General features: G+C 46.1%; 23 protein-coding genes and 1 pseudogene. 16 read left to right on the top strand and 8 right to left on the bottom strand.

Going from position 1 to position 21,836, the window contains the following annotated elements; all coding sequences use genetic code 11:
* Positions 1 to 17: 17 nt before the first annotated feature.
* The 4 genes from QEO93_RS00120 to QEO93_RS00105 all read right to left on the bottom strand — a co-directional run bounded on the left by QEO93_RS00120 (position 18) and on the right by QEO93_RS00105 (position 4,592).
* Complete coding sequence (locus QEO93_RS00120; RefSeq protein ID WP_032137947.1) at positions 18 to 1,106, bottom strand: pseudouridine synthase; 1,089 nt, start codon at positions 1,104 to 1,106, stop codon at positions 18 to 20.
* Positions 1,107 to 1,233: 127 nt separating this feature from the next.
* Positions 1,234 to 2,277, bottom strand: coding sequence for an acyltransferase family protein (locus QEO93_RS00115; RefSeq protein WP_245832160.1), 1,044 nt, complete (start codon positions 2,275 to 2,277; stop codon positions 1,234 to 1,236).
* Between the two features lie 111 nt (positions 2,278 to 2,388).
* Positions 2,389 to 3,960, bottom strand: coding sequence for an inorganic phosphate transporter (locus tag QEO93_RS00110; RefSeq protein ID WP_425337449.1), 1,572 nt, complete (start codon positions 3,958 to 3,960; stop codon positions 2,389 to 2,391).
* 152 nt (positions 3,961 to 4,112) lie between these two features.
* Positions 4,113 to 4,592 (bottom strand): TlpA disulfide reductase family protein, encoded by a 480-nt coding sequence (locus QEO93_RS00105; protein ID WP_425337447.1) that lies wholly within the window; start codon positions 4,590 to 4,592, stop codon positions 4,113 to 4,115.
* Positions 4,593 to 4,613: 21 nt separating this feature from the next.
* Here QEO93_RS00105 and earP point away from each other — a divergent pair, with 21 nt between their 5' ends.
* From earP to panD, 10 genes and pseudogenes are all read left to right on the top strand, one after another.
* On the top strand, positions 4,614 to 5,768 hold the full coding sequence (gene earP, locus QEO93_RS00100; protein WP_032137951.1) for an elongation factor P maturation arginine rhamnosyltransferase EarP: 1,155 nt from the start codon (positions 4,614 to 4,616) through the stop codon (positions 5,766 to 5,768).
* A 128-nt stretch (positions 5,769 to 5,896) separates the two neighbouring features.
* Positions 5,897 to 6,004 (top strand): annotated as a pseudogene (locus QEO93_RS00095) (IS630 family transposase); the annotation flags it as partial.
* Positions 6,005 to 6,054: 50 nt separating this feature from the next.
* Positions 6,055 to 6,366, top strand: coding sequence for a transporter substrate-binding domain-containing protein (locus tag QEO93_RS00090; protein ID WP_245190690.1), 312 nt, complete (start codon positions 6,055 to 6,057; stop codon positions 6,364 to 6,366).
* A 100-nt stretch (positions 6,367 to 6,466) separates the two neighbouring features.
* Positions 6,467 to 7,405, top strand: a complete 939-nt coding sequence (ylqF, locus tag QEO93_RS00085; protein ID WP_032138034.1) for a ribosome biogenesis GTPase YlqF — start codon at positions 6,467 to 6,469, stop codon at positions 7,403 to 7,405.
* Positions 7,406 to 7,496: 91 nt separating this feature from the next.
* A complete protein-coding gene (locus tag QEO93_RS00080) occupies positions 7,497 to 7,631 on the top strand; it encodes a hypothetical protein (protein ID WP_280642262.1) in 135 nt (44 codons plus the stop codon).
* A 46-nt stretch (positions 7,632 to 7,677) separates the two neighbouring features.
* Positions 7,678 to 8,112: a hypothetical protein gene (locus QEO93_RS00075; protein ID WP_032137954.1), complete on the top strand. Its 435-nt coding sequence runs from the start codon at positions 7,678 to 7,680 to the stop codon at positions 8,110 to 8,112.
* A gap of 10 nt (positions 8,113 to 8,122) precedes the next feature.
* Positions 8,123 to 8,341: a hypothetical protein gene (locus tag QEO93_RS00070; protein WP_032137955.1), complete on the top strand. Its 219-nt coding sequence runs from the start codon at positions 8,123 to 8,125 to the stop codon at positions 8,339 to 8,341.
* The gene (locus QEO93_RS00065; RefSeq protein ID WP_085815455.1) at positions 8,293 to 9,315 is read left to right on the top strand and encodes a CAP domain-containing protein; all 1,023 of its coding nucleotides are present in this window, start codon (positions 8,293 to 8,295) and stop codon (positions 9,313 to 9,315) included. The genes QEO93_RS00070 and QEO93_RS00065 overlap by 49 nt, the downstream gene beginning before the upstream one ends.
* 53 nt (positions 9,316 to 9,368) lie before the next feature.
* Positions 9,369 to 9,935 carry an SMC-Scp complex subunit ScpB gene (scpB, locus tag QEO93_RS00060; protein WP_032137957.1) on the top strand — a complete coding sequence of 189 codons (567 nt, stop codon included), beginning with the start codon at positions 9,369 to 9,371 and terminating at the stop codon, positions 9,933 to 9,935.
* 90 nt (positions 9,936 to 10,025) lie between these two features.
* On the top strand, positions 10,026 to 10,409 hold the full coding sequence (gene panD, locus QEO93_RS00055) for an aspartate 1-decarboxylase (RefSeq protein WP_032137958.1): 384 nt from the start codon (positions 10,026 to 10,028) through the stop codon (positions 10,407 to 10,409).
* Between the two features lie 685 nt (positions 10,410 to 11,094).
* Here panD and QEO93_RS00050 read toward each other — a convergent pair.
* Positions 11,095 to 12,042 carry a peptidylprolyl isomerase gene (locus QEO93_RS00050; RefSeq protein WP_085815454.1) on the bottom strand — a complete coding sequence of 316 codons (948 nt, stop codon included), beginning with the start codon at positions 12,040 to 12,042 and terminating at the stop codon, positions 11,095 to 11,097.
* Positions 12,039 to 14,345 (bottom strand): LPS-assembly protein LptD, encoded by a 2,307-nt coding sequence (locus QEO93_RS00045; protein WP_032138035.1) that lies wholly within the window; start codon positions 14,343 to 14,345, stop codon positions 12,039 to 12,041. Before QEO93_RS00045 ends, QEO93_RS00050 begins: the two co-directional genes overlap by 4 nt.
* A 70-nt stretch (positions 14,346 to 14,415) precedes the next feature.
* Here QEO93_RS00045 and amgK point away from each other — a divergent pair, with 70 nt between their 5' ends.
* From amgK to murU, 4 genes are all read left to right on the top strand, one after another.
* A complete protein-coding gene (gene amgK / locus QEO93_RS00040) occupies positions 14,416 to 15,429 on the top strand; it encodes an N-acetylmuramate/N-acetylglucosamine kinase AmgK (RefSeq protein ID WP_032138036.1) in 1,014 nt (337 codons plus the stop codon).
* The gene (locus QEO93_RS00035) at positions 15,429 to 15,986 is read left to right on the top strand and encodes a hypothetical protein (RefSeq protein WP_032137960.1); all 558 of its coding nucleotides are present in this window, start codon (positions 15,429 to 15,431) and stop codon (positions 15,984 to 15,986) included. Before amgK ends, QEO93_RS00035 begins: the two co-directional genes overlap by 1 nt.
* A 114-nt stretch (positions 15,987 to 16,100) precedes the next feature.
* Positions 16,101 to 16,433: a zinc ribbon domain-containing protein YjdM gene (locus QEO93_RS00030; RefSeq protein ID WP_085815453.1), complete on the top strand. Its 333-nt coding sequence runs from the start codon at positions 16,101 to 16,103 to the stop codon at positions 16,431 to 16,433.
* 167 nt (positions 16,434 to 16,600) lie between these two features.
* Positions 16,601 to 17,305, top strand: a complete 705-nt coding sequence (gene murU / locus QEO93_RS00025; RefSeq protein WP_032137962.1) for an N-acetylmuramate alpha-1-phosphate uridylyltransferase MurU — start codon at positions 16,601 to 16,603, stop codon at positions 17,303 to 17,305.
* Positions 17,306 to 17,354: 49 nt separating this feature from the next.
* Here the strand turns inward: murU and QEO93_RS00020 are convergent, their stop codons facing one another.
* Positions 17,355 to 17,792 carry a protein tyrosine phosphatase family protein gene (locus tag QEO93_RS00020; protein ID WP_032137963.1) on the bottom strand — a complete coding sequence of 146 codons (438 nt, stop codon included), beginning with the start codon at positions 17,790 to 17,792 and terminating at the stop codon, positions 17,355 to 17,357.
* A gap of 90 nt (positions 17,793 to 17,882) precedes the next feature.
* Entirely contained in the window at positions 17,883 to 19,631 is a 1,749-nt protein-coding gene (locus QEO93_RS00015) for a M61 family metallopeptidase (protein WP_032137964.1), read from the bottom strand.
* Between the two features lie 286 nt (positions 19,632 to 19,917).
* Between QEO93_RS00015 and ccoN the strand changes: the two genes are divergently transcribed.
* Together ccoN and ccoO are read left to right on the top strand one after the other, a co-directional pair.
* Positions 19,918 to 21,351 carry a cytochrome-c oxidase, cbb3-type subunit I gene (ccoN, locus tag QEO93_RS00010; RefSeq protein WP_032137965.1) on the top strand — a complete coding sequence of 478 codons (1,434 nt, stop codon included), beginning with the start codon at positions 19,918 to 19,920 and terminating at the stop codon, positions 21,349 to 21,351.
* A 20-nt stretch (positions 21,352 to 21,371) separates the two neighbouring features.
* A partial coding sequence (gene ccoO / locus QEO93_RS00005) for a cytochrome-c oxidase, cbb3-type subunit II (RefSeq protein ID WP_284627599.1) occupies positions 21,372 to 21,836 on the top strand: 465 nt, incomplete at its 3' end.

Raw genomic sequence — 21,836 nt, 5'->3', positions numbered from 1 at the left:
ATGTTTCGGTTATTTTTTTATTTACGGCGTTTACGTTCGCCTGGCAGCAGCATATCCGCCCATTTGATGATATTCGCTACTTCAGCAGGGTTCAGCTCGTAAAACTGACCGCGCTTCAAACGATTTGGCAAACCAATCGGGCCAAATCCCACGCGCACCAAACGGCTCACGGTCAAACCTTGGCTTTCAAACAAACGGCGCACTTCGCGGTTACGACCTTCTTTAATGATGACGTTGTACCACTTATTCACGCCTTCGCCGCCCTGCTCGTAGATGCGTTCCACTTTCGCCAAGCCGTCTTCCAGCATCACGCCATCACATAAATCGTTCATTTGTTCAGGGGTTAATTCGCCCAACACGCGCACCGCGTATTCGCGTTCCACTTCAAAACTTGGGTGGGCAAAACGTTGCACCAATTCACCCGAAGTCGTCAAAATCAACAAGCCGCTTGTGTTGATGTCCAAGCGTCCAATCGCCACCCAACGCGAGCTCGCCGCCTGTGGCAAACGGTCAAAAATACTCACGCGCCCTTGTGGGTCATCACGCGAAACAATTTCGCCTTCTTGCTTATAATACAAAATGATACGCGGCAAACGGTCAGCCCATTTCAATTTAATTGCGCTGCCTTTTACGGTAACTTGGTCGTCAGGCGACACTTTTTCGCCCAACACCGCCACACGCCCATTGACTTGCACCCAGCCGTTATTAATCCACTCTTCCATTTCACGGCGCGAACCCACGCCTGAAGCCGCCAAGACTTTTTGCAAGCGTTCAGGCTCGATACGCGATAAATCTGTGCGTTTTTCTTTCAAGTCTTGCGCGTGTTGCTGAATTTTTTGGTTTGGCGCGCGAACCACCAATTTACGTGCTTTGCTGGCGCGTTGTTTCGGTTGCTCAGCGTATTCTTTTGGCTCGCTGATGTAGGTTTTTTCGTGGCGAGCTGCGCCACGTTTGGCGCGTGGTTTCGCGTTTTCGGCGGATTCATTCTCGGCGCGTGATTTGGTTTTCAGGCTGCCTGAAAAAGGTTTTTGTGGTTTGCGAGCAGTTTTTTTGCTGCTCACGCCATCGCGGAATTCGCGTTTAGATTGGGGTTGGTTTTTGCTCATTTGAATTGCTCCGTAATTTTTCAGGCTGCCTGAAAAATTCTTCTGTGGCTTGCGCGACAGGGTTGTTTAAAAAAAGCGAATTGTACCTGAAAAACAAAGTTTTGTTGCTTTTCAGGCAGCCTGAAACCTATTTTTTCCTTTTGCGACTAAACGGCATTTCAACATAACGATTCCCCAAATAAGCCGCACCAATCGCCACCGAAAAAATCAGCGGCAAATGCAGCACATAGCCCAAAAAATCCCCCTGTTTAAACGCAAACATTTTCCACGCACCAAACCACATAAAAATCACTAGCCCGTGCAGCAAATAAATCGCGTAACTCAAATCGCCCAGTTTGGTTAAACCACGATAATTCAAAACATTAGCAAAACTATACCCATTCGCCACAAAGCCAAACCACACCATTAAAACCAACCGTTGCGCCCAAGAATAAGGCTGCGTGTAAGCAAACGCGCACACCGTCAGCGCAATCATCAGCGCGTGAACTACAAGCGGCTGTTTTTGCATAACAAAACGAATCGGTTGCGCCAAAATTACTGCAGGAATAGCCAGCACAAACAGCCAATAATAACGCGTTTGCGAATGCCAGCCGATAATCCAAGCCGCCACACCAATCGCCACCCAAGCCGCAGCCTGAAAACTGAATTTGCGCTGATAAATCATGTAAACCAACGGCAAAATCGCATAAACCGCCCATTCATACACCAGCGTCCATTGCACACCTGCAATTGCTAAATGCGCTTGAAAGCCTTGAAAACTGGCGTTTTGAAACAGCAGCCATTGCAGGGTAAACCGCAAAAATTCGGGCAAATTCTGCGCCGTTAAAGGTTTGTATGACAAAGTAATCGCTGCCACCAGCAAAAACACAGCAATGTAAAGCGGATAAATGCGTTTGATTCGAGCGATGAAAAAGTCGCGCCACTTGATTTTGGGCGAATGCTGGATTTTGCCGATGTGTAAATACGCGCTCATCAGGAAAAACAGGCAAACGGAAACCGCTCCCAAGTTTTGGATAAGCACGTCAGTCGCGCCCCATTTGCCACCTTCGCGCCAGTTGAAGTTATAGCAAAAATGGTGCGTGATAACGGCGCAAGCCAACATGCCACGCAAGCCGTCTAGTTGTAGGCTGCGGTTTGGTTTTTCAGGCTGCGTGAAGATTTTGGTACACACAAAGGCGGCACAAAAAGTGCAAATTATCGCGGCAAATAAGATTAAAAAAGTATTCATAACAATAAAAAACGCAGCCTGAAAATCTGTTTTCAGGCTGCGTGTATGCGTCCATTAAAAGACAATCTGCAAAATCAAGAAGCAGAAAATAGATAACATCGCCGCAGCTGGCAAGGTAATCACCCAAGCCAAGCCGATGGGTTTCATCATTTTCCAGTTTGCATTGCGGTTTACCATGCCAATGCCCAACACTGCACCCACCAAAATGTGCGTGCTAGACACTGGCAAACCCAACACAGAAGCCGCCATCACCACGCTGGCTGCGGATAATTCTGCCGTGAAACCTGAAGACGGGTGCAATTCTGCCAAATCTTGTCCCACCGTTTGAATCACTTCTTTGCCGATAAACCACAAACCCACAATCAACGCCACACCAAATGTGAGCATGACTACAGGTTGCAACGGTGCAGATGCGTTCACATCGTTAGCGCGAATCACGTCCATAATCGCAGCAAATGGACCAATTGCGTTGGCAATATCATTCGCACCGTGGCTGAATGCAAAACTAGAAGCTGTTACCACTTGCATCCATGAAAACACAGCAAACGTGGCTTTTTTCAAGTCTTTGCTTTTTTTGCCTTTTGTACTGAGCGTTTTGGCATACATAAAAGTTGCTAACCAAATCGCTGTGCCAATCATCAAGATTAGGAATGTGCTGGTTAAGGTAGTCAAACCCAAATTTAAATTTTTCAAGCCTTTGAAAATCAGCATGGAAGAAATCGCCATGCCGCCCACGCTTAAAATCGCAGGCACCCATGTGTATAACGCGTAATAAGTGTCCAAGTTTTCTTTGCGCTCGTTAATCGCGTGCAAGCCTTTGTAGTATTCCGATTCAAAGGCTTTCGGGTCAAAATCGTCTTCTTCCAACAATTCTGCATCGCGTGTCATCGCAGAAGCCAACGCCACTTTTTCGCTCTCTTCCAAAGATTCAAAATATTGACGATGTTGCGCTTTATACGCTTTTTTCTCAGCTTTCAGAGCTTTTAATTCTTCGCTGGCGTGTTCGTTGTAATCCAGCACTTTTTTCTTCACAACTGAGTAAATCGCGAAAGACACCATGCCGCCCAATGCTGGCGACAACACCCAAGAAATGGCGATTTTGTAAATCTCGCTCCATTTTACCAATGCCAACGCGCTGCTATCGCCTTTGGCAATTTGTGAACCCAACACGATTGAGCTACCCACCAAACCGCCAATAATCGCGTGTGTGGTGGAAACAGGTAAACCTTTTTTAGTTGCAAACAGCAACCACAATGCCGCCGCCAACAGCGCAGACATCATAATAAAAACCAAATCCAAAGGCTGCATGGGCAAAGCGTTGAAATCCACAATCCCCGTGCGAATGGTGTCGGTTACTTCGCCGCCTGCAATCACCGCGCCGCTCACTTCAAACACCGAAGCAATCAACAAAGCCTGTGGCACAGTTAAAGTACCTGCACCCACTGATGTACCAAAAGAGTTGGCAACGTCATTACCGCCAATATTGAACGCCATAAACACGCCAAAAGCGGTTGCCAGCAAAAATAAAGCACTGTGATGATATTGAGTGTAACCCAACCCCCAATAAATAAAATAGCCGACCATGCCAACAAATAAAATGGCAAACGCGGCGTTGGTTTTAGGCATAGCAGGAGAAGCTGATTTTGCCTTTGACATAATGTTTTTTTCCTTGGAAACAAAATTCCGCGAAGTATAACGCGATTGTGAAATTTTGCTAGATTTTTTTTAAAAAAATTAAAAATGCAGCCTGAAAACCATTTTCAGGCTGCATTTCCTTATTATTTCTTACAAGCCGCCAACACTTCCGCCACCGTTTTATCCAACTTCGCCGCGTCCACACCGCCTGTAATCGATTTTTGCACCCCACATTTCGGCGCACGAACCACCGTGTAAGGCAGTCCACCCACCGCGCTGCCATACCCCTTCATCATCGCACGGCTATTATTGCCCGTATAACGCCAAATCGGATACGACACAGGCGTTGTTTGCAAAAACTTCGCCACATTCTCTTTCGTATCCAACGCAATCCCGATTAACTGAATATTTTTCGGTTTCGCCTTTTGCGTGTACCATTGGCTCATTTCAGGCATTTCCTTGCGGCAAGGACCGCACCAAGTCGCCCAAAAATTCAGCACCTGCACACCAGTAGCTTGCGGCACAACTTGCGGCTTATCATCATTCTGCGCCACAAAATCCGCAGCCTGAACAGGCAAAACCGCCGCCAAAGCCAACGCCAAAACACCTTTTACTAAACGCATTTTCATTCCTTTCAAACAATTATGTTAAACAACACAAACCATTCTACCCTCAAGCCCAACACAAAAAAAGTCTGCTGGCTATTTTGCACCGTTATCGACAACTACGGCGACATCGGCGTGTCATGGCGGCTTGCCCAAGAGCTGCACAACCGCCTAAACTGGGAAGTTCACCTCTTTTTAGACGACATCGCCGCCCTGCAAACCATCCTCCCCGACACCCCCAAAACCCTACCCACCACCCATCGCCATATCCACATCCGCGATTGGTGCGAAGCCCTGTTCGCCAACATCAGCCAAGCCCCCATTCCCCACATCATCATCGAAGCCTTCGCCTGCACGCTACCCAAAAGCGTCCACCAAATTATCCAGCAGCACAAACCCATTTGGCTCAACTGGGAATATCTCAGCGCAGAAGACTGGGCAATCCGCAGCCACGCCATGCCCAGCCTGCAAAGCAACGGCAGCCAAAAATACTTCTGGCAAATGGGTTTCGTCCCACAAAGCGGCGGCTTATTGCGCGAACAAAACTACCCACACACGCAGCCTGAAAACATCATGCAGCCTGAAACCCAAATTTTCGCATTCGGTTATCAAAGCCCCATTTGGGCAGAATGGGCAAAAGTTTGGGCAAACCAAGCCACGCCCATAACCCTACGCACCGCAGGCGAGCAAATCATCAGCAGCCTGAAACAGCAAAACATTATTCCCAAAGACAGCCAAGCCACCGAACACCCAATCGGCAGCCTGAAAATCATCAAGCAGTCCTTTGTCCCACAAGACCAGTTTGACTCACTATTACAGCAAAACCACATCAACATCATACGTGGCGAAGACAGCTTTATCCGCGCCCAATACGCCGCCCAGCCCTTTATATGGCACATCTATCCTCAAGAAGAAAACGCCCATTTAGACAAGCTCGACGCGTATTGGCAAACCTACTGGCAACACGTTCCGCCAGCAAATTTTCAGGCTGCATTAACCGCCTTATCCAACGAACTCAACAACGGCGAAACACTCAGCGAAACCCAACGCAGCCAACACTGGGCAACCCTGTTCGCCCAAATAAACCAATGGCGCAGCAGCACCCAAACATGGCAACGCTATTTATTTGAACAAAGCGACACCGTAACCCGTTTACAAGAATGGTTAGACAAAATTATAATAAATTCAAAATAAAATAGTGCAATTCTAATTTTATCTTTAAAGGTGCATAAAATGGCATATTCAATTGATTTACGAGGAAAAGCATTAAATTGTTACAAGCAATGTAACAAAAAGAACAAGACCCAGAAAAAGCAGCTCATTATTTAGCTCAGTTAGCCCAATTTTCGGACTACTAGCTTGTTTATTTAGATGAAACAGGATTGGATACCTATTTCTTTCGTCCGTATGCTCGTAGTCCGAAAGGGGAAAAAGCGTATCTGTAAAAGCCCGCACAGTCGCCGAAAAAAGCAGCAAAGAAATTTTAACGCCACGCGGCAGCACCGTTACTTCACAAGACCCCCACTGGTTAGCCTTCAAAGACGTATTATCAGGCACCAGTAACGCCATGGTAGGCGACGCAGCCACTCTGATGTTCTATGTTAATCAACACAAAGACCACAAATTAAGCGTCAATGTGCCAGCAGATTTACCCAAAGAACGCTACGCCTTTTTGGTAGGCAAAGGCAATACAGCCCTGCAACAAAAACTAAACGCTGGTTTAGCTGCCGTTCGCGCCGATGGCACTTACGCCCGTCTTTACCAAAAATGGTTTAACAGCGCAAAAATCTAAACATTGCTGATATAATGCAATAAATTATCAATCAGGCAGCCTGAAAACATTTTCAGGCTGCCTTTTGCAGTATCAAATTATTGAAACAGAAAGAACAATTATGGCAATCCAATGGTTTCCCGGACACATGAACAAGGCGAAAAAAGCCATCGCCGACCGCCTAAAAAGCGTGGATATGGTGATTGAAATGCTGGACGCGCGTTTGCCTGCATCTAGCGAAAATCCGCTTTTGGCGCAATTATCCAAAGGCAAACCGAAACTGAAAATTTTAAATAAACAAGACCTTGCCGACCCTGAACGCACGGCGATTTGGCTCGCGCATTACAACAGCATGGAAAATACCAATGCGATTGCGTTAGACAGTTCGGAAAAATCTGCCGCGCCGAAAATCACGGCAGCTTGTCGCGCACTCGTGCCGAATCGTAAGGGGATTGAAAAACCGTTGCGCGTGTTGATTTGCGGCATTCCGAATGTGGGTAAATCTACGTTGATTAACGGCATGATTGGCAAAAAATCGGCAAAAACGGGCAATGAACCGGGGATTACCAAAGCGGAGCAACGTTTGTTTTTGGCGGACGATTTTTGGTTGTACGATACACCAGGTATGCTTTGGCCGAAAATTATTGTTGAAGAAAGCGGCTACAATTTAGCGGCTTCGGGCGCGGTCGGGCGCAATGCGTTGGACGAAGAAGTGGTGGCGTTGGAATTGTTGGATTATTTGCGCCGTCATTATTTGCTGATGTTGCAAGAGCGTTACGCGGCGGACAAAGACCCGTCTAGCCATTGGAATGATACGCAATGGCTTGAATGGATTGCGAAAAAACGCGGCGCGGTGTTGAGCGGTGGGCGTGTGAATTATCAGAAAGCGGCAGAAATGACTTTGACGGATTTTCGCGAAGGCAAAATCGGGCGCATTACGCTGGAAACGCCTCGCCAATGGGAAGAATGGCTCAAAGCGGCGCGAAAACGTGAAGCGGAATTGAAAGCACAACGCGAAGCAAGAAAAACGGAACGCAATGGGCAAAAACCGCAGGAATGATTTTTCAGGCTGCCTGAAAGCACATAATCCCTTTAATGGAGCGGCGGTGGCTAGCTGACACATTTTCAAATAACAATCAAATGAACCCATTTTGTTTTATTGCAAACGCCATCAAGGTGTCGCAACAGGCTATAAATTAGCAAATAGTGATGAATTTGTGATTCAAGCAGGTTCGCAATTTGCGCGGAAACAAGCGGATTATTTAAGCAACCATTTAAAAAAATGATAAATAATTGGTTAAATGAAGGCAGCCTGAAAAATGAAAGAGAAAAATGCACACATTAAACCTAACCCAATCCCCCATCACCCTAGTTTCCCTAACCGAAACCCAAACCCTCGCGCTCACTCTATCGCAAATTGAGCAGCAATTAGCTCAATTCCCACCTACCGATTACGCATGGGAAACCGCCATTCAAACAGTAGAAGACGCGCTTTTCCCCTTGCGCGATTGGCAACACCAAGCACAACCAGTCATCATCACAGGCGCAGACACGTTGTGCTGTTTGCCGCACACCACGCAAGGCAACCAAGCCCACATTTCACGCGACACGCTAGAACACGCATTCGCCATCATCGCAGGGTATCGCCCCAAAAACGGCTTGCTGCCGCTGCCTGAAACCGTCCCATTTTGCGCCTTACTGCTGTTCATCCGCGAATGGGCGCACCATTTGAATTTTGAAGACGTGATTATTACAATCGCAGCCTGAAACTTTTACAATGGAACGTCGGCGGCTCACCGACATATTTTCAAATAACAACTATTTGATTTTCTTGAAACAAACTTGTAATTATCAAAAATTTTGTCAGCGAGCCACCGACGCTCCATTTTTGTTGTGTACTGAAAAGCAGCCTGAAAACCAACCCAACCCAACCCAAAAAACACGCCTATGTCTACCCGAAAAAAACAACGCCAACAACAAAACCGAAACGCCCTAGCCACTCAACGCATTCTCATGTTCTGGCTGCCACTCGCCGCCGTCATCTTCGGCTTAGTCTATTGGACACAATCCCGATACGACAGCAAACGCGAAACCCTAGCAGGCTTCGACCGCCTGAACCACTGGCGCAGACAAGCAGGCGTAACCGAGTTCACACCGTCCGAAATACTCGCCCAATCTGCCCAAAATCACGCCCTGTATCTCACCAAAAACGCAGACGGACACGAAGAAAACCACCCCAGCAACCCCCATTTCACAGGCAAAGAACCGCAAGAACGCGCAACAAAAGTCGGCTATCCCGCCCCAATGGTAGAAAATCTCACCCAAAGCAACCTACCGCGCTCAGGCAAAGCCAGTGTGGACAGCTTGATGACCGCCATTTACCACCGCCTCGCCCTACTCAATCCCGACCACGATGAAGCAGGCGCAGCATGGGAAAACGATGGCGACAACGCATTTGTAGTCAATCAAGGCAGCAGCTACGACCGCGAAATCTGTTCACAAGAAACCACAGGACAAAAACGCTACGTACTCACCACCCAATGCAACGGCAAAAAACGCGAAATCCCCATGGACGAACCACCGCCAAGCGAACACATCGCCGTCAAATACCCCATCGGCAGCGGCATCGACCCTAGCTATGACGGCAAAGAAGTCCCCAGCCCTGTTCCCGATTTAGGCAAAACAGGCAACCCAATCAGCATCGCTTTTTATGGTGAAACCAGCCCCATTCGCGTGGAATCCTATAAACTCACTTCACCCAAAGGCGAAGTGAGCAACACTCGAATGCTCGATGCCAGCAACGACCCCAATCGCCTGCTCACCGAAACCCAATTCGTATTATCCCCCGTGAAGCCGCTCGAATACAACACCGAATACACCGTAGAATTTACCTATCTGCAAGATAACCAACGCAAAACCGAAACATGGACATTCCGCACCCGAAGAAAACGCGGCTTGTTTGATTTCTAACCCGTAGGTCGCGCATTTATGCCCGACAAACCCAAAACGCAGCCTGAAAAACCATGACACCCGAAACCATCATCGAAGCCGCACTCTTCCTGCAAACCGAGCCGTTAAGCGAAAAAACCATGCGCGAATTGTGCCAACCACCGCTTAACCAAGACCAACTTATCGACATCTTAAGCAGCCTGAAAACCCGTTGGCACAACCGCGCCTTGCAGCTCGTTCACAGCGCACAAGGCTGGCGATTTCAAATCAACCCCGAAGCCTATGAACAACTCGGCAGCATGAACGAACAACGCACCCCACGCTATTCACGCGCTGTGATGGAAACGCTCGCCATCATCGCCTATCAACAACCCGTAACACGCGGCGATATTGAAAGCATACGCGGCGTAACCGTGTCTCAAACCGTGATGCAAACCCTGCAAGAACGCGGCTGGATAGAAATCATCGGGCGGCGCGACACCATCGGCAAACCTAGCTTGTGGGCAACTACCGACCAATTCTTAAGCGATTTGCAACTCAGCAGCCTAGCTGAATTGCCACCGCTTACAGAGCTGGGCGAGCTCGTGTTGCCTGATTTATTAGAAGTGCCGCCTGTTGATGATGAAGAAAATGCAGCCTGAAAAAACTTTTTCAGGCTGCCCAAATCCCAAGCGACGTAAACACACATTTGGTATAAAATACCGCGTTTTATTTTTCCCAAAAAAAATCCCATGTTTAAAACTGTACTCAGCGGTAAAATTCACCGCGCAACTGTAACCCAAGCTGACCTGAACTACGTGGGCAGCATTACGATTGACCAAGATTTGATGGACGCGGCTGGCATCAGCGTGAACGAAAAAGTGCAAATTGTGAACAACAACAACGGTGAGCGATTTGAAACGTACACGATTGCTGGCGAACGTGGCAGCGGCACCATCTGCTTGAACGGCGCGGCAGCGCGTTTGGTATTGGCGGGCGATGTTGTGATTATTATGTCGTATGTGATGGTTTCTGAAGAAGAATTACAAACGCACCAGCCTAAAGTGGTTCTGGTTGATAATTACAATAAAATCCGTGAAATGATTCGTTACGAACCTGCTAATACAGTTTTGTAAAACATAGAATGTAGTCTTTGAGCTTTACAAGAGTTTCAACCAGTTTGAAAAAACAAAAAGTACCGTTTGATTGATTCAAACGGTACTTTTTATTGCAATTTGAATTTATAAAAATATTCGAAATACTCCATTATTTAATTACAAAAAAGAAATAAAAAGTCTAAAAACACACCAGAAATAGGATATTTATTTCACTTAAAATCAACGATTTAATTAAAATATTATAATTTAATACTTAAAACATATTGATATAATTTAGTTATTATTATATAATATTTTCTTGATTAGCTATACAAGGATACATACAAAAAGTAGAGCATCTAAAACCCAATTAATCAATAATAAATTAAAAGAAGAGATTAATATGTATAACATGCAAAATAAAAAATATAGCAAACAGAATTTGTAAAAATTTAATATAAGAAAAAGAATAAATTTATTACAAAATAACTTCCACAACAAGAAGAATTTCAAAGATTTATTAGCAATAATAATTGCACTATTATTAACTATTATATGCCTATTTTTTCTAATTCTTTAATACAACAAAGTACTGCTACAAATTAAAGAAAATAATAATAACATGACTTTTAAAGATAAAAATATTAGTTATACTTGATTTTTGGACTAAAACTTTATGCAAAAGAAAGCAGCCTGAAAAATTATTTTTCAGGCTGCTTTTCAATTAATACTCACGAATTACAGCATTTTGCTGCATTTGAGCCACAAACTGCGCTTGGCTTTCTTGCTGCGCTTGGCGAACCAACATTTTGCGAACAGCTTCGCGCTGCATTTTCACTGGGTCAGTTTCCGTGCGTTTGCCGAGTAACTGAATGATTTGCCATGTCGTGCCAGCACGCAATGGAACCGTCGCTTGTTTAATGTCCAACTGGTGCAGCATTGCTTCTACATTATCTGGCAACATGCCGTCAGTGATGTTGTCATGCACACCGCCGTTAGCCGCTTCTGGCTCTTGCGAATAGCGTTTGGCAATCGCGCCAAAATCCCTGCCGTGTGCAATCGCGTCCATGAATTGCGCCATGCGTTGCCCAACTGCCAACATATTTTCTTGGCTATCAGCATTCACGATAATGCGGCGAATCGTGTAAACCGTATATGGCTCGCCTACTGGCAAATTGCCGCCTGCCGCCAATGCGTCATCAACGGCTTTATCACTGATTTTCACATCACTGTTCATGCTGGTCATCATGTGCTCAATCAGCAAATCTTTAGCTACTTCCATGCGATACTGACTTTTTGCAAAACCATTAGCCGCTTCTTTGGCATACAAGGCTTCTTCTGTGATATTGGCTTCTTTTGCGCGACGTGTGATTTCGGTATCAATCGCTTCTTGATTGACTTTCAAACCTTGCTGACGTGCCGCGTCAGACAATAAAGCGCGTTCCAGTAAACGTGTTTTTGCAGCCTGAACCAATTGTGCTTCTGGAATGCCTTTGTTGGCTTTTTTGCTTTGCAATTCTTTCACAAAACGAGAAACGTCTTTGTATGTGATGATAGATGAATTGACTTCTAGCGCGATGCTATTCAATGGTTTGATATTGCTGACATCTGCGGCAGCCTGAAAAGCAAAACTGAGCGCAATCGCTGCGGTTAATGTTTTAATAGGTGTCATCTAAAATTTACCTCGTTGGTTTTAGTATAGCCCGGAATGCCAAGGCGTAAAGTTTCATAAGGCGGTTTGCCGATGGTGCTTAAATCTTTCAGTTGTAATGTGAAGAAGAAGCCTGTTTTGTGTTTGTTCAAGCCGCTAACGTAGCGTTGTGCCACAAAGCTGGCACTCCAGCAACCGCATGGATTTTTGTATTCTAAACCTAAGGTTTGTTCCAGCGTGAGACGTGGACGCGGCAAGCTGTAATCTAGTCGCCCAACCATATATAAATTGTTGGTAATCGGCCATTGTGCGCCTAAATCGATGTGGCTCATTTTGCCGTAGAAACCTGAATAAATTTCTTCGTCGCGACCGTATTTGTATCGTGCGCTAATCACTTTGCCTGGCTGTGGGTTGTAGCGAACGCCGATGCTATAGGTATCGTTTTTTTTCTCGCTTTCGTCCCAGTGCCAATTGGATTCTAGCCACCAGTTTTTGTGTACGCGACCTGCTGCAAAGGCAACAATATCGCTGCGTTTGCGAGCGGTTTTGTCGATATTGCCCTCTAGCAATACATTATCGTCAGTGAAATAGTATTTTTGACCAATCCCTGCACGGAAATATTCTTCAAACGTTTTTCCGTCTAAGAATGTGGTTTGCACACCAACAGACATGCTGTTGCTAGAGTTGATACGGTCGCCGCCTGAATAGATGTTTTCACGGAATAATTGCGGATAAGTGAAATCGTTTTCTGACGTGTCAAACAATGGCAAATCGTTTTGGGCTTTGCTTGGAATGTAGTTGTAGAACAAGCGCGGTTCAAGCGTTTGCACCAAATCTTTGCCGAACAACTGGGTTTCACGTTCCAAAGTAATCCCTGAATCCACATTCACAATCGGCAACACACGCGAAGTATTGCGTGATTTCAGGCTACCAAAGTCGTTCAACCAATAACGTGTTGCGTGTAAACCCACTTTTGGACGCACATAACCCCATTGATTGTGGAAATCCCATTGAATGTTCGGGTAAACGATGGCGCGTGTGCCTGCTTGTTTGTCGCTGTGTTCAAAATAAGTGAGTTGTCCATCAGTTTTGAACGTGCCGTTTTTGCTAAAGTGCTTTTTCCATTTGGCAGACAGTTGCGGTAAACGCGCATAAGGCTCGTCTTTCGCACCGTTTGCATCTTTCAAGGCTTGATATTTTTGTACCAACAATTGTGCGCTGAATGGTTCGCCCAATACCACATCGTTGTAATTTAACCATGCGCTGCGGTTCAGATTCACGCTTTCGGCAATGCCATTTCGAGTGGAAAAATCTTGGTAGTAATCATCGTCTGACGCTTGGTTGAAATCTATGCCGCCTGATAATTTGTCATTGAAACGCTGATTGTGTCGCACGTTAATCAAATAGCGGTTATTGGATTCATGTTTTTTATCGTGAGGCATATACGCTACGTTCACGCTACCTGAATATTCAGGCTGCAAATAACGAAATTCGCCGTCTAACCTAAGTCCACGCTCAGTAATCACACTTGGGGCAATCGTTGCATCATAGTTAGGCGCAAGATTGAAATAATAAGGCAGCGAAATTGTCCCACCGTCTGAACCCACAGAAGCCGTCGGCACTAAGAAACCACTTTTGCGATTACCACGAGTTGGAAAGTCTGCCCAAGGCGTGTATAAAATGGGTACGCCACCAAACACCAAACGTGCATTTTTCGCTACGCCAATGCCCGTTTCCTGATTATTCGTCAGCTCAGAAGCCTGAATATACCAAGATTTATCCCCTGGGTTACACGTATTAAACTTCACGTTTTTCATGCGAGATTTTTGCTTATCTTGCATTTCAACGTGCTCACTAATACCCTGCAAACGGCGACCGTCTTGATTCGCTTCAAACTCAGAATTTTCCGCCACACCCTGACTGTTTTTCAAATCATAATGCAGCTTTTTGCCTTCCACGGTTTGACCGTCTGCGCGTGTGAGTTTGAACTTATCGCCAGCGTCCACCGTTTCCGTTTTTTGGTCATAATCCACCCATTCGGCGTTCAGCGTTTCATCATTGCGCTCAATAATCACATTGCCTTCTGAGCGATGGCGTTCTTCAATTTGCCCTAACGCTTTATCAGATGTGATTCGGGTAACGTCTTCAGGCAGCTTTGCGCCGCCACTGGTTTTAGCTGGCTCAACAGAATGCGTTTCTGCGGAAGGTGCTTGGCACATGGCGGCTGCGTCTTCGTCCCACATACTGGGAACGGCATACACGCTGCCTGAAAAAACCACGCCTAACGCCATAACAAGCGGTTTGGTAACAAATAAACGAGACAAAATCACACCTTGTAACAGATTAAAGTTAAAATAGCGCATATTTTAACGTAAAAATGCGTGATACAACATGATTGAACGAGAAACCTTATTAAAAAACTGGCTAGAAACCGTTTACCCAAACCAATCTTTTGAACTCTCTTTTGCAGCGGCAGACGCAGATTTTCGCCGTTATTTCCGCGCCACTTTTGCCGATGGCAGCAGCGTGATTTGCATGGATGCACCACCCGAAAAAATGCGCGAAAGCGTCGCTAATTATTTGAAAGTGCGCGATTTGTTCGCCCATTTAAACGTACCAACCGTGTTAGCCAAAGATTTAGAACAAGGTTTTGTGGTGCTGAATGATTTGGGCGACGTGCAATATTTAAAAGCCATGCAGTTGCAGCCTGAAAACTTAGCGGCGCACAAAGCTTTGTTGCTAGAAGCGATTGATACGCTGATTGAATTGCAAAAAGCCAGCCAGCCAAACAAGCTGCCTGAATATGACCACGAAGTTTTATTGCGTGAAATCAACCTATTTCCAGAATGGTTTGTTGCTAAAGAATTGGGGCGTGAACTCACATTCGCGCAGCGCAAATTGTGGCAACAAACCGTTGATGTGTTGCTGCCTGAAATTGAGAAACAGCCAAAAGTGTATGTCCACCGCGATTTCATCGTGCGTAATTTAATGCTGACGAAAGACCGCGCTGGTGTATTGGATTTCCAAGACGCTTTATACGGCGCGATTTCTTACGATTTGGTTTCCCTGTTGCGTGATGCGTTTATTGAGTGGGACGAAGAATTTGTGCTGGATTTGGTTATCCGTTATTGGGAAAAAGCGCGCGCGGCGAATTTGCCTGTGCCTGAGCAATTTGACGAGTTTTACCGTTGGTTTGAATGGATGGGCGTACAACGTCATTTGAAAGTGGCTGGGATTTTTGCCCGTTTGTGGTATCGCGATGGTAAAGACAAATATAAACCTGAAATTCCGCGCTTTTTGAATTACTTGCGCCGTACCAGCCGTCGTTATGTGGAACTTACGCCGTTGTATCAATTATTATTAGAATTGGTTGGCGACGAAGAATTAGAAACAGGATACACGTTCTAATGAAAAAAGAAATGCAAAACATGAGTTTAGTGCATCGCAGCAACCGCATGCCAATGGAAGCATTCAAAACGATTACGCCTGTGGTGTTGGTATCGCTATCGGCTGGCATGATTGAGCTGGTTGATGTGCATACGCATGAAAGTTTCAAAATGCCCACCACCATGCGGATTGGCTCGGCGAATGATTTGATGAAGCATTGTCCGTTTTCGCATCATCGCGTTGTGATTGATGATGAAAACGTGGCAGCGGAGATTTTTCAGGCTGCGTTAAAATCGTGCAGTTTTGTTCAGCATGATGTGCCAACGATTTTTGTGGTGCGTCCGCAAAGCTCTTTTGTGGGCGACTTAGCTAAATCAGAATTGCATTTATTGAGCAAAATGGTGGATAGGTCTGGCTTCACGATTGCCGATGTGCAATTTTTCTTGAAAGACAAGGTAACGGAAGAAGACTGGACGTATTTTGAAGAATTGCAAATGCGTCAATCAGAATTGGTTATGCCAACGCATGATTCGGGGACAATGAGCCGAATCCGCCGTTGGTTTAATCAGAATTTATAATTTTCAGGCTGCGAATTTTTAATCGTAGGTTGGATTCTTGAATCCAACATTTCAATCTTTTCAGGCTGCCAATTTCACGCAGCCTGAAAATTTTATTTTATAAGGAAAACAAACATGACATACCCAGCTTGCCCACAATGCAGCTCAGATTTAACTTACCATGATGGCAACCAACTGGTTTGCCCAGAATGCGCCCACGAATGGCAAGAAGGCGAAGAAGCCGCTGCCGAAGAAAACACCGTTGTCAAAGACGCAAACGGCACACCATTAGCTGACGGCGACACCATAGTCTTGATTAAAGACTTGAAAGTGAAAGGCAGCAGCATGGTCATCAAACAAGGCACAAAAGTAAAAGGCATTCGCTTGCAAGATGGCGACCACGATATTGGTTGCAAAATTGACGGCACACCGATGAACCTGAAATCAGAGTTTGTGAAAAAAGCATAATTTTCAGGCTGCCTTAAATATTGCAAATCGTAGGTTGGATACTTGTATCCGACAACCGTTCCATTTCGCAAATTGTCGGATTCCAGAATCCGACCTACTACTAATCATAAAACGCAGCCTGAAAAAAACATTTTTCAGGCTGCGTTTACATCAGGAAACCCCAAAAAATGAAAGCCATGATTCTAGCCGCAGGGCGCGGCGAACGAATGCGCCCACTCACCGACACCACCCCCAAACCCCTGTTACACGCAGGTGGCAAACCCCTAATCGGTTGGCACTTACACCGACTCAAAGCCGCAGGCATCACAGAAATCGTCATCAACCACGCATGGCTCGGTCAGCAAATTGAAGACACACTGGGCGACGGCAGCGCATACGGCGTAAACATCGCCTATTCTCCCGAAGGCGGACAAGGCTTAGAAACCGCAGGTGGCATCGCAACTGCCTTACCCTTGCTCGGCAACGAACCCTTTTTAGTGATTAACGGCGACGTTTTAACCGACATCGATTTTCAGGCTGCCAAACACATCGCCCAAACGCTGCCTGAAAAGCAACTGCTCGCACATTTGTGGCTTGTTCCCAATCCACCGCACAACACCAAAGGCGATTTTGCGTTGCAAGAAAACGGTTTGCTGAACGCAGACGCAGCGCAAGGCAAATCAGGCACATTCAGCGGCGCTGGCGTGTATCTGCCCGCTCTGTTCGCCAACACGCCAGCGCGTGAACCAGCAAAACTTGCGCCCTTGTTGCGCCAAGCAATGAACGCGCAGCAAGTCAGCGGCGAATGGCACTGCGGTTTGTGGTTAGACGTGGGTACGCCTGAGCGATTGGCAGAAGCGGATAAATTAGCGCGTTCTGGGATTTTGGGATAACAAAAAAGCAGCCTGAAAATATTTTCAGGCTGCTTTTATTTATGTGTGATTAACCACGTTTTTTATACGCTGCTTCCAAGCGTGCGCGATGTGGTTCCAAATCAATATTTGCCAACTCAGCAGCTTTAATCAAGCTATTCACTTCCACGCCACGTTTGGTTTGTGCCAATGCCCACATCATTGCAGAGCGTGTACCTGAACGGCAGTATGCCAAAATGGGTGCTGGTGATTTAGCAACAGTTTCTTGGAACTCTTGCAAAGCAGCATCGTCAATACCGTCCATCACAACGGGCATATAAATCACGTGTTCAATACCTGCTGCGTTCAACCAACCTTTTACGGTCTCAAAACTGGGTTGATTCGGCTCTTCGCCGTCTGGGCGATTGCAAATCACAGTTTTGATGTCATACATTGCGACGCGTTTTGCCCAACGTTCGTCTAATTGATTTGAAACGTAAAGATAATCTGCAATTTTTTCAATAGCCATGTTTCGTCCTTCAAATTTTCTCTTACTTTAAGAATTGTAAACTTTTTCAATCGCTTGAAATCGTGTTTTTTGGTGTGAATGTTGTGTAGATTATACACTCATATTTATCCACGCTTCAAACTTATCCCAATCTTCTACGCTTAATTCGGCCACATCATACGGCGCGGCTTGCACGGTAATTTGAGTTTCGTGCAGCACGCCGTGGCGGAAATAATGCACGGTGTGCGTGTCGCCGATTTGGGTTTGGGTTTGCGCGGCAAAATCAGTGCAGGCAAAGCCGTCCACGGCGATGATTTTATCTTGCGGTTTCAGGGCGGCGGCTTCTGCTGCACCATGCGCGAAAACGTGGCTAATCACGGCATGGTCGGCATTTTGTTTGTAGCGACAGGCGATTTCAGGCTGCGGTTGGCTGGGCTGATAGCTGTTTACGGCTCTGCCTAGGCTGCTGCGGTTTTCAGGCTGCCAGTTGAGTTGTATGCCCATGGTTTTCAGGCTGCGTTCTAAGGGTAATTCTTGGGTACTGTATAACGCAGCCTGAAAAAAGTTGTGTAAATCTAGCTGGGTGTATTCTTGGGCGAGTGCTTGCCATTGTTTTTCATCTGTGCCTTTGCCTGTTTCTCTGTGGCGTTGATAGAGTTTTTGCATGATGGTGTCTAGGCTGTACTGGCTTTGGTTGCGAATGGTTGCGTCTAAACAGAATGCGGTTAATGCGCCTTGCTGATAATAGCTGGTAATGGCGTTGGGGCTGTTTTCGTCTTGCTTGTAGTATTTGTGCCACGCAGCGAAACTGGATTCGGCGAGGGTTTGTTGGTATCGCCCTGCTGTGCGGCGGACGCGTGTGATGAGCTTGGCGAGCAGGGTTAAATAATTTTCTGGGCTGATGACTTGGCTGCGAAGTAGGATTAAGTCGTCATAATAAGAAGTGATGCCTTCGTATGCCCACAGTTGTTCGGTATAGACTTCGCTGTCTAGGTTGTATGGCTGGAATTGGCTGGGCTTGATGGATTTGACGTTCCATGCGTGGAAGTATTCGTGCGAAATCAAGCCAAGTAATTCGGTATAGGCTTTGTTGGGTTCGCCCATGTTTTTTTGGGGTAAGGCGTTGCGATCTGCGTGTAGGGCGGTGCTGCTGCGGTGCTCTAAGCCACCGTAGATGTTGTCGCCTAAATGGAGCAGAAATAGGTATTCGCTGAACGGTGCTGGATTTTGGAACATTTGGATTTCATGTTCGCAAATTTTTTGGCAGTCGTTAATCAGGCGTTGGTGGTCGAAATCGCGGTAGTAGCCACTTAGGGCGATTTTGTGGGGGATTCCGCAGGCATCAAAGCTGAGAATTTCTAGGTTTGCGCCCATTTCAAAGGGGTGGTCGGTTAGGGCAGCGTAGTTGGCAGCCTGAAAATGATTTGGGGCGATTTCAGGCTGCATGGTGGCGATTTGCCAGTTTTCAGGCAGCCTGAAAAATTCTACGCTGTGGGTTTCGTTTTGGCGATTAGGTAAGTATAGGAATAGACACGCGCCGTCTATGAAGCCGCGCTCGTTGTCTAGCAAGCTGGCGCGAACGGATAGGTCGTTGGCGTAAACGGTGTATTCAATAGCGTAATCGCCGCTTTGGGCTGGGGTGTGCCATTCGTTTTTGCTGATTTGGGTGAGCGATACGGGCGCACCATTGCAAGTGGCTTGTATGCGGACAATGTGGCGCGAGAAATCGCGAATCATGTAGCTACCTGCTACCCAGTTGGCTAATTTGATGGCTTGTGGGGTGTTGGTTTCGTGTTGAAAAGTTAATGTGATATGCCATAGGTGGCGATTGGTTTCGGGGGTAATTCTGTAGTTCAACATGGCTATTCTTATTGGATTAAATTATTAGTTAAATTAGTTAAAACTATTTAAGTGTCGCAGTTAAGTTATTTTCAGGCTGCGTTAAGTAAAAAGAATTGTTTTACCATTATTTAACATGGTAGAAAAGTTTGTTTTGTTTTAAAATCCGCGCAACTTCTTATTATGTGAATTATTGCATAATGATGTTAATTTAAGAAAAGACTAAATTTTCAGGCAGCCTGAAAAGGCTTATTTGAAATGATGGTCGCATAATTATTAACTAACGCCATGTATATGGAGAATTTTCATGGAAACGCAAACTTACAACTATAAAGTTGTTCGCCAGTTCGCCATCATGACTGTGGTGTGGGGGATTGTGGGGATGCTGGTCGGTGTGATTGCCGCGGCTCAACTGCGATGGCCTGCTCTTAACTTGTCTGATGTTGCGCCTTGGTTTCACTTTGGTCGTATTCGTCCCCTTCACACTAATGCGGTGATTTTCGCATTTGGTGGTTGTGGCTTGATTTCAACTTCTTATTATGTTGTGCAACGGACGTGTAATACACGTTTGTTTGGCGGCAACTGGTTGCCTGCTTTCACATTCTGGGGCTGGCAATTAGTGATTGTATTAGCTGCCATTACACTGCCTTTGGGTTTCACTCAAGCTAAAGAATACGCTGAATTGGAATGGCCGATTGACTGGCTGATTACCATTGTTTGGGTTGCATATGCCATCGTTTTCTTCGGCACAATCGCAAAACGTAAAATCAAACACATTTACGTTGCCAACTGGTTCTACGGTGGCTTTATTTTGGCGATTGCCTTGCTGCACATTGTGAACAACCTTGCTATTCCTGCTGGTGCAATGAAATCGTATCCCGTTTACTTCGGTGCGATTGATGCCATGGTGCAATGGTGGTACGGTCATAACGCGGTAGGTTTCTTCTTAACGGCTGGTTTCTTGGGCATGATGTATTACTTTGTCCCAAAACAAGCGAACCGCCCTGTTTACTCTTATCGTTTGTCAGTGGTTCACTTCTGGGCGTTGATTTTCACTTATATGTGGGCAGGTCCTCACCACTTGCACTACACTTCTTTGCCTGACTGGACGCAATCTTTGGGCATGGTGTTGTCGCTGATTTTGTTTGCACCATCTTGGGGTGGCATGATTAACGGTATTATGACTTTGTCTGGCGCATGGGATAAATTGCGCACTGACCCAATTTTGAAATTCTTGATTGTGTCATTGTCTTTCTACGGCATGTCCACTTTTGAAGGCCCGATGATGTCAATCAAAACCGTGAACGCATTGAGCCACTACACCGACTGGACTGTCGGACACGTTCACTCAGGCGCATTGGGCTGGGTAGGCTTTGTTACCATTGGTTCTTTGTACTACTTAATCCCACGTTTGTACGGCAAAAAAGAAATGTACAGCACCAAACTGATTGACTTGCACTTCTGGATTGCCACCATCGGCGTGGTGTTATACATCACTGCTTTGTGGGTAGCAGGCGTTACACAAGGTTTGATGTGGAGACAAATGAACCCAGATGGCACATTGGTTCACACATTTATCGCCTCTGTTAGCCGCTCTATGCCATTCTACGTAATCCGCGTGATTGGCGGTTTGTGCTACTTAAGCGGTATGTGCATCATGGCTTATAACGTGTATCGCACCGTCATCAGCGGCAAACCCGTTGATGCAGAAATCCCTGCATTACCGCAATCTAAACACTAATCTAGGAAAGGTGGAAGAAAATGAAATTGCAACAATTAGCCGAAGAAAAAGTCGGTTTCTTGATTACATTCATCCTTGTCGTGATTAGCGTAGGCTTGTTGGTTCAAATTATTCCTTTGTTCTCAACTAAGGCCGTGATTACCGCAACCGAAGGCGTGAAACCTTACACCGCGCTGCAAGTAGCTGGTCGCGATATTTACGTGCGTGAAGGCTGCTACAACTGCCACTCACAACAAATTCGCCCATTCCGTGCAGAAACCGAACGCTACGGACACTATTCCGTTGCAGGCGAATCGGTTTACGACCACCCATTCCAATGGGGTTCAAAACGCATGGGGCCAGATTTGGCGCGTGTGGGTGGACGCTATTCAGACGAATGGCATCGCATTCACTTGCTGAATCCGCGTGAGATTGTGCCAGAATCAAATATGCCAGCGTTCCCATGGTTGGCGCGTAACAAAGTCAATCCCGAAGAAGTGGTGTCG

Source organism: Kingella negevensis (assembly GCF_030177895.1).
GTDB classification, from domain to species: Bacteria; Pseudomonadota; Gammaproteobacteria; order Burkholderiales; family Neisseriaceae; genus Kingella_C; species Kingella_C negevensis.
Note: the sequence above shows the minus strand (reverse complement) of the source record. Positions and strands in the feature narration are given on the sequence as shown.

Excerpts from the sequence above, each read along its gene's own strand:
- QEO93_RS00120 (WP_032137947.1), bottom strand. The coding sequence starts at position 1,106 with ATGAGCAAAAACCAACCCCAATCTAAACGCGAATTCCGCGATGGCGTG.
- QEO93_RS00110 (WP_425337449.1), bottom strand. The coding sequence starts at position 3,960 with ATGCCTAAAACCAACGCCGCGTTTGCCATTTTATTTGTTGGCATGGTC.
- QEO93_RS00105 (WP_425337447.1), bottom strand. The coding sequence starts at position 4,592 with ATGCGTTTAGTAAAAGGTGTTTTGGCGTTGGCTTTGGCGGCGGTTTTG.
- earP (WP_032137951.1), top strand. The coding sequence starts at position 4,614 with ATGTTAAACAACACAAACCATTCTACCCTCAAGCCCAACACAAAAAAA.
- ylqF (WP_032138034.1), top strand. The coding sequence starts at position 6,467 with ATGGCAATCCAATGGTTTCCCGGACACATGAACAAGGCGAAAAAAGCC.
- QEO93_RS00075 (WP_032137954.1), top strand. The coding sequence starts at position 7,678 with ATGCACACATTAAACCTAACCCAATCCCCCATCACCCTAGTTTCCCTA.
- QEO93_RS00070 (WP_032137955.1), top strand. The coding sequence starts at position 8,123 with ATGGAACGTCGGCGGCTCACCGACATATTTTCAAATAACAACTATTTG.
- QEO93_RS00065 (WP_085815455.1), top strand. The coding sequence starts at position 8,293 with ATGTCTACCCGAAAAAAACAACGCCAACAACAAAACCGAAACGCCCTA.
- scpB (WP_032137957.1), top strand. The coding sequence starts at position 9,369 with ATGACACCCGAAACCATCATCGAAGCCGCACTCTTCCTGCAAACCGAG.
- panD (WP_032137958.1), top strand. The coding sequence starts at position 10,026 with ATGTTTAAAACTGTACTCAGCGGTAAAATTCACCGCGCAACTGTAACC.
- QEO93_RS00050 (WP_085815454.1), bottom strand. The coding sequence starts at position 12,042 with ATGACACCTATTAAAACATTAACCGCAGCGATTGCGCTCAGTTTTGCT.
- QEO93_RS00035 (WP_032137960.1), top strand. The coding sequence starts at position 15,429 with ATGAAAAAAGAAATGCAAAACATGAGTTTAGTGCATCGCAGCAACCGC.
- QEO93_RS00030 (WP_085815453.1), top strand. The coding sequence starts at position 16,101 with ATGACATACCCAGCTTGCCCACAATGCAGCTCAGATTTAACTTACCAT.
- murU (WP_032137962.1), top strand. The coding sequence starts at position 16,601 with ATGAAAGCCATGATTCTAGCCGCAGGGCGCGGCGAACGAATGCGCCCA.
- QEO93_RS00020 (WP_032137963.1), bottom strand. The coding sequence starts at position 17,792 with ATGGCTATTGAAAAAATTGCAGATTATCTTTACGTTTCAAATCAATTA.
- QEO93_RS00015 (WP_032137964.1), bottom strand. The coding sequence starts at position 19,631 with ATGTTGAACTACAGAATTACCCCCGAAACCAATCGCCACCTATGGCAT.
- ccoN (WP_032137965.1), top strand. The coding sequence starts at position 19,918 with ATGGAAACGCAAACTTACAACTATAAAGTTGTTCGCCAGTTCGCCATC.